We start from the raw sequence: 7,243 nt of genomic DNA, 5'->3' as shown, positions 1-7,243 counted from the left end.
GGTCCCGGCCTCGCGACCCAGGCGCCCGCGTCGCAGGGCCTCAGCCCCTAGCTCGGCTCGCCCTCCCCGGAAGCGGCCGCCCCCGTCCCGGCCGCCCCCGTCCCGTCCGCATTCGCCCCGCCGGTGCCCGCACCCGTCCCGCCCGCCTCCTCCGGTGCCCCCCGCAGCAGCGTCGTAAGGAGCCGTACCGCCCCCCGCTTGTGCAGTGGCTCGTTCCCGTTGCCGCACTTGGGGGACTGGATGCAGGACGGGCAGCCGGTCTCGCACTCACAGGAGGCGATGGCCTCGCGGGTGGCCGTCAGCCAGGCGCGGGCGGTGTGGAAGGCGCGCTCGGCGAAGCCCGCCCCGCCGGGGTGGCCGTCGTAGACGAAGACCGTGGGGAGCAGCGTGTCGGGGTGCAGCGGGACCGAGACACCGCCGATGTCCCAGCGGTCGCAGGTGGCGAAGAGGGGCAGCATGCCGATCGAGGCGTGTTCGGCGGCGTGCAGGGCGCCGCCGAGGATCTCCGGGTTGATCCGGGCCTCGTCGAGCTGGTCCTCGGTGACCGTCCACCACACCGCGCGGGTCCGGAGCGTGCGCGGAGGGAGATCGAGTTTCGTCTCGCCCATCACCTCACCGGTGATCAGGCGTCTGCGCAGGAAGGAGACCACTTGGTTGGTGACCTCGACCGAGCCGAGGCACAGGCGGCCGGAGCCCCACGGGATCTCGGTCTCCGTCTCCAGGACGGCGATGGACGTGGTGTCGCGGGCGGCGGTCGAGTACGGCGGGTCGGCCTGCTCGACCAGGGCGACGGAGTCCTTCAGGTCGAGCGAGCGCACCAGGTAGGTGCGGCCCTGGTGGAGGTGGACCGCGCCCTCGTGGACGGCGGAGTGCGCGGCCTCGGCGTCGACCGTGCCGAGCAGGCGTCCGGTGCCCTCCTCCACGATCTGCACCGGAGGTCCGCCGGTGCCCCGGATGTCGGTCAGGTCGGCGGCGCGTTCCCGGCGCGTCCAGTGCCAGGCACGGGTGCGGCGGCGCAGGAGCTTCGCGGCCTCCAGTTGGCCCAGCACATCGGCGCTCACGGGTCCGAAGAGATCGAGGTCGGCCTCGGTCAGCGGGATCTCCGCGGCGGCCGCGCACAGGTGCGGGGCGAGGACGTAGGGGTTGTCCGGATCGAGGACCGTGGACTCCACCGGGCGGTCGAACAGGGCCTCCGGATGGTGGACGAGGTAGGTGTCCAGCGGGTCGTCGCGGGCCACCAGGACCGCCAGCGCGCCCTGTCCGGAGCGCCCGGCGCGGCCCGCCTGCTGCCACAGGGAGGCGCGGGTGCCCGGATAGCCGGCGATCACCACCGCGTCCAGGCCGGAGATGTCCACGCCCAGCTCCAGGGCGGTGGTGGCGGCGAGGCCGAGGAGGTCGCCGGAGTGCAGGGCGCGTTCCAGGGCGCGGCGCTCCTCGGGGAGGTAGCCGCCGCGATAGGCGGCGACACGCCGGACCAGAGAACGGTCGACCTCGGCGAGCCGTTCCTGCGCGATGACCGAGATCAGTTCGGCGCCGCGCCGGGAGCGGACGAAGGCGACCGAGCGCACGCCCTGCACGGTGAGGTCGGTCAGCAGGTCGGCGGTCTCGGCGGTGGCGGTGCGGCGCACCGGGGCGCCCTTCTCGCCGTGCAGCTCGGTGAGTGGGGGCTCCCAGAGGGCGAAGACGAGTTCCCCGCGCGGTGAGGCGTCGTCGGCGACCTCGACCACCGGCAGCCCGGTCAGCCGGCGGGCGGCCACGGAGGGCTCGGCGGCCGTGGCGGAGGCCAGCAGGAAGACGGGCGACGCGCCGTAGCGGGCACACAGTCTGCGCAGCCGGCGCAGCACCTGGGCGACGTGCGAGCCGAAGACGCCCCGGTAGGTGTGGCACTCGTCGATGACGACGTACTTGAGCGACTTCAGGAAGGAGGACCAGCGGGGGTGGGAGGGCAGGATGCCCCGGTGCAGCATGTCCGGGTTGGTCAGGACGTAGTTGGCGTACTGGCGTACCCACTCGCGTTCCTCGAACGGGGTGTCGCCGTCGTAGACCGCGGGGCGCACCGCGTTGCCCAGGGGCGCGGCGAGTTCCCGTACCGCGCGGCACTGGTCGGCGGCCAGGGCCTTGGTCGGGGAGAGGTACAGGGCGGTGGCGCCCCGTCCGTTCGGGGCCTCGGAGCCGTCCAGCAGGGCGGACAGCACCGGCATCAGATAGGCCAGCGACTTGCCGGAGGCGGTGCCGGTGGCGACGACCACCGAGTCGCCGTCCAGGGCGTGCTCGGCGGCGATCGCCTGGTGGGCCCAGGGGTGCTCGATCCCGCGCTCCTGGACCGCCGCGATCACCTCGGCACGAATCCGGTCCGGCCAGACGGCATGGCGGCCCGCACGCGGGGGCAAGTGCTCCGTATGAGTGATGCGCGCGGACCTGCTCGGACCGGAGGCGAGCCGGTGCAGAACCGTCTCCGGGGACGGGCGGGACGCCGGGTCCGGCTGGGGGTGATCGGGTCGGTGATTCTTGGCCATCGGCACCGAGTGTGTCACCGGCTTGACGGACAATGGAGCCAAGGCGTCGTGCACACCTGCCGGTAAGTGATTGAATGCCATGGCGGCTGGCGAAGTGTTCCAAGGGCCGTAAGCCGGGATGTCCCGAGGGGCGACCGCTCGAGAGCAAGGTGCTGGAGGATTCGTGGACCTGTCCCTGTCGACCCGTACCGTCGGCGATCGTACGGTCGTCGAGGTCGGTGGCGAAATCGATGTGTACACCGCGCCCAAGCTGCGCGAGCAGTTGGTCGAGCTGGTGAACGACGGCAATTTCCATCTCGTCGTCGACATGGAGGGCGTGGACTTCCTCGACTCCACCGGGCTCGGCGTGCTGGTCGGTGGCCTGAAGCGGGTGCGTGCCCATGAGGGCTCGCTCCGTCTGGTCTGCAACCAGGAGCGCATTCTGAAGATTTTCCGTATCACCGGCCTCACCAAGGTGTTCCCCATCCACACCTCGGTCGAGGAAGCGGTGGCGGCCACCGACTGATCAGGGTCGTAAGCCGGGTCCGGGCCGTCTGTGCGGTCCGGGCACCGGTCGGCTCCGGCCCGGTGCCGTCAGCGGTCCGGGCGCGGAAGTTTCATCATGGGGGTGCGGGCTTTCGGCGGCCCCGGCCCCGCACCGCACGCCCGTAGTACGCGAGGGGGATGCATGGCCACCGTCGAACTCCGCTTCAGCGCGCTGCCCGAGCACGTCCGGACCGCCCGTCTGGTGGCGGCCGCGGTGGCGCGCAGGGCCGGAGTGGACGAGGCCGTACTCGACGAGGTCCGCCTCGCGGTCGGTGAGGCGTGCTCCCGCGCGGTCGGACTCCACCAGAGCGTGGGCATCACCGCGCCGGTCAAGGTGTCGCTGATCGAGGAGGAGAAGCTCTTCTCCATCGAGGTCGGCGACGAGGCCCCGCACGCCGTGTCCGCCGAGCGGGTCGCGGGCGGCGCGAGTGCCGACGCGGACGTGGAGGCCGAGGAGGACGAGATGGGCCTCGCGGTCATCAGCGGCCTCGTGGACGACGTCGAGGTCACCACCAGCGAGAACGGCGGCGTGATCCGCATGTCCTGGCCGACCGTCCCGCCGCCGACCGTACTGATCTGAACCGCACTGAACCGCACTGATCCGGACCGCACTGATCCGGATCGCGCGCCACGCGAGCCGGACGACTTCCCGAGGGGCCCTGCACCGCAGGGCCCCTCGCGGCGTTCCGGCCACTTTCGGCCGAACCGCCGGCCGCCCCGAATACGTGAAGGAATTCACGACCGGAAACCCCCGCAGATGGCGCCGGTGAAGGTGCGATCTTAAATGCCTCAGGGGTATTACTCCGTACGGGTTTCGTGCTCTGGTCCTGCACTCGATCGTTTGCTAAAGGGTTAGGGGCGGGCAATTCTGTTTACCGTGCCGGTCGGGATCACCTTCGGGCAGCTACAAGTCCGTCCACAGCTTGAGCTCGGCCCAAGCGTCAAGGAGGACGAATGGCGGGGCTTCTCATCCCTGGTCAGGCGGGTCACTCCGCATCCAACTCCGTGTACCTCGCGGCCGTCGTCCTGACGGACGGCAACCGCGCGCTGGTCGCCGTGATCGCGGCGGTGGCCCTTGCGGCGCTGGTCGTCGCGGGCGTCCTGGTGCGCCAGGTGCTGTCGGCGGGCGAGGGCACCGCGCGCATGCGGGAGATCGCCGAGGCGGTCCAGGAAGGCGCGAAGGCGTATCTGGCGCGGCAGTTGCGCACCCTCGGCGTTTTCGCCGTCGTGGTGTTCTTCCTGCTTCTGCTGCTTCCCGCGGACGACTGGAATCAGCGGGCCGGACGCTCGGTGTTCTTCCTGATCGGCGCGGCTTTCTCGGCGGCCACCGGCTATATCGGCATGTGGCTCGCCGTACGCAGCAATGTGCGCGTCGCCGCGGCCGCCCGGGAGGCGACTCCGGGAGAGGGCGAGGCGGAAAAGGATCTCACCGTCGTCTCGCACAAAGCGATGAAGATCGCATTTCGCACGGGCGGCGTGGTCGGCATGTTCACCGTCGGCCTCGGCCTGTTCGGCGCCTCCTGCGTGGTGCTGGTCTACGCGGCCGACGCGCCCAAGGTGCTGGAGGGATTCGGCCTGGGTGCCGCCCTGATCGCCATGTTCATGCGAGTCGGCGGCGGCATCTTCACCAAGGCCGCCGACGTCGGCGCCGACCTGGTCGGCAAGGTCGAGCAGGGCATCCCGGAGGACGACCCGCGCAACGCGGCGACCATCGCGGACAATGTGGGCGACAACGTCGGGGACTGCGCGGGCATGGCGGCCGACCTCTTCGAGTCGTACGCCGTCACCCTGGTGGCCGCGCTGATCCTCGGCAAGACCGCCTTCGGCGACGCCGGGCTCGCCTTCCCGCTGCTGGTCCCGGCCATCGGTGTCATCACCGCGATGATCGGCATCTTCGCGGTCGCCCCGCGCCGCGCCGACCGCAGCGGGATGAGCGCCATCAACCGGGGCTTCTTCGTCTCGGCCGTGATCTCCCTCGCGCTGGTCGCCGTCGCCGTCTACGTCTATCTGCCCGCCCGCTACTCCGAGCTGGCCGGCGTGACCGACGCGGCGATCCGCGGCAAGGACGGCGACCCCCGGGTGCTGGCGCTGGTCGCCGTGGCCATCGGCATCCTGCTCGCCGCCGTCATCCAGCAGCTCACCGGCTACTTCACCGAGACCACCCGCCGCCCGGTCCGCGACGTCGGCCGCACCTCGCTCACCGGCCCCGCGACCGTCGTCCTCTCCGGCATCTCGCTGGGCCTGGAGTCCGCCGTCTACACCGCGCTGCTGATCGGCCTCGGCGTGTACGGGGCGTTCCTGCTCGGTGGCACCTCGATCATGCTGGCGCTGTTCGCGGTGGCGCTCGCCGGGACCGGGCTGCTGACCACGGTCGGGGTGATCGTCGCCATGGACACCTTCGGCCCGGTCTCCGACAACGCGCAGGGCATCGCCGAGATGTCCTCGGATGTGGAGGGCGCCGGCGCCCAGGTGCTCACCGACCTGGACGCGGTCGGCAACACCACCAAGGCCATCACCAAGGGCATCGCCATCGCCACCGCCGTCCTCGCGGCGGCGGCCCTCTTCGGTTCGTACCGGGACGCGATCACCACCGGCGTGCGGGACGTGGGGGAGCAGCTCAGCGGGCCGGGCTCGCCGCTGACCCTGTCGATGGACATCTCCCAGCCCAACAACCTGGTCGGCCTGATCGCGGGCGCGGCGGTCGTCTTCCTCTTCTCCGGGCTCGCCATCAACGCAGTGTCGCGGTCGGCCGGTTCGGTGGTGTTCGAGGTGCGCAGGCAGTTCCGCGAGCGGCCGGGGATCATGGACTACACGGAGAAGCCCGAGTACGGCCGGGTCGTCGACATCTGCACCCGCGACGCCCTGCGCGAGCTGGCCACGCCCGGCCTGCTCGCCGTGATGGCGCCGATCTTCATCGGGTTCACCCTCGGCGTCGGCGCCCTCGGAGCCTTCCTCGCCGGCGCGATCGGCGCGGGCACGCTGATGGCGGTGTTCCTCGCCAACTCCGGCGGCGCCTGGGACAACGCCAAGAAGCTGGTGGAGGACGGCCACCACGGCGGCAAGGGCAGCGACGCCCACGCGGCCACGGTGATCGGCGACACCGTCGGCGACCCCTTCAAGGACACCGCGGGCCCGGCCATCAACCCGCTGCTGAAGGTGATGAACCTGGTCGCCCTGCTCATCGCCCCCGCGGTGATCAAGTTCTCCTACGGAGGCAGCAGCAGCATGCTCGTCCGCGCCCTGGTCGCGGTGTTCGCGCTGTTGGTGATCGTCGTCGCGGTGTACGTGTCCAAGCGGCGCGGGATCGCGGTGGGGGACGAGGACGCGGGCGAGGTCCCCAATTCCAAGCCCCCGGCGGTGGTTCCGTAACCCAGGCTTGGCCAACGGGCGGGCGGACGGCGCGTGCTGACGCGTCGCCGCCCGCTCGTGCGTGGTGGGGAGCGCCGTCGGCCGTGAGCCTTCTCTCGCATGGTGCGAAGCACCGCAAAAGTCTGCTTATAGGGCATCGGTCGTGTGGATGGTCTCGTTCCGCCGTGTAGATTCCGGTGGCCGATAGCCATGGAAGGGACCGATCCGGTGAACAAGAAGCTCGCGGCCGCCCTGTCCGGCGGCGCGGTACTGATAACGGCGCTGACGGGATGCGGCAGCGACGGCGGCGGCCCCGACCCCAAGCTGGGTGTCTGGGCGAAGAAGGTGTGCGACGCGGTGCCCGCGCAGTACACCAAGATCAAGGCGGCCAACGCCGGGATCGCCAAGATCGCCAGTGACAGCGACCTCCCGCCGAAGACGGCGAAGGAGACGTACGCGCAGGCGTTCCAGGACATGTCCGACGGCTACAAGGCCATCGCCACCGCCATCAACGGCGCCGGTGCTCCCCCCGGGGTCGACGGTGGGGCCAAGCGGCAGCAGGACGCGGTGAAGAACCTCAACAGCCTGGCCACCTCCTACGCCGACCTGAAGAAGAAGGTCGACGGGCTGGACACCAAGGACCAGGGCAAGTTCGCCAAGGGCCTGCACGAGGTCGCCGACCAGACCAAGGAGATCGGCCGCCAGAGCAGCAGCGGCACCGAGGCGCTGAAGCGCCTGGAGCAGGGCGACGTCAAGGAGGCCATCGCCGAGCAGCAGAGCTGCAAGGTCTCCGCCTCCGCGCCGCCCGCCGCCAAGAGCTGACGGCGCCCGCGCGGACGGCCGGGCGCAGCGGC

Annotated in this window: 5 protein-coding genes; 4 read left to right on the top strand and 1 reads right to left on the bottom strand. The window is 71.1% G+C overall.

The window, feature by feature from the left end:
• Nucleotides 1–47: 47 nt before the first annotated feature.
• Nucleotides 48–2,597: a DEAD/DEAH box helicase gene (locus GT030_RS14405; protein ID WP_237522423.1), complete on the bottom strand. Its 2,550-nt coding sequence runs from the start codon at nt 2,595–2,597 to the stop codon at nt 48–50.
• Between the two features lie 82 nt (nt 2,598–2,679).
• On the opposite strand from GT030_RS14405, the gene bldG reads away from it, so the two are divergent.
• The 4 genes from bldG to GT030_RS14385 all read left to right on the top strand — a co-directional run bounded on the left by bldG (nt 2,680) and on the right by GT030_RS14385 (nt 7,211).
• Nucleotides 2,680–3,021, top strand: a complete 342-nt coding sequence (gene bldG, locus GT030_RS14400) for an anti-sigma factor antagonist BldG (protein WP_010986038.1) — start codon at nt 2,680–2,682, stop codon at nt 3,019–3,021.
• Nucleotides 3,022–3,183: 162 nt separating this feature from the next.
• Complete coding sequence (locus GT030_RS14395) at nt 3,184–3,621, top strand: ATP-binding protein (protein WP_161201450.1); 438 nt, start codon at nt 3,184–3,186, stop codon at nt 3,619–3,621.
• A 374-nt stretch (nt 3,622–3,995) separates the two neighbouring features.
• Nucleotides 3,996–6,410, top strand: coding sequence for a sodium-translocating pyrophosphatase (locus tag GT030_RS14390; RefSeq protein ID WP_161201449.1), 2,415 nt, complete (start codon nt 3,996–3,998; stop codon nt 6,408–6,410).
• A 207-nt stretch (nt 6,411–6,617) separates the two neighbouring features.
• Nucleotides 6,618–7,211: a small secreted protein gene (locus GT030_RS14385; protein WP_135791697.1), complete on the top strand. Its 594-nt coding sequence runs from the start codon at nt 6,618–6,620 to the stop codon at nt 7,209–7,211.
• Nucleotides 7,212–7,243 lie beyond the last annotated feature (32 nt).

The sequence above is a fragment of the Streptomyces sp. SID1328 genome (assembly GCF_009865595.1).
Lineage (GTDB): Bacteria > Actinomycetota > Actinomycetes > Streptomycetales > Streptomycetaceae > Streptomyces > Streptomyces griseoluteus.
The sequence above is the reverse complement of the archived record's forward strand: the minus strand, read 5'-3'. Positions and strand labels throughout refer to the sequence as shown.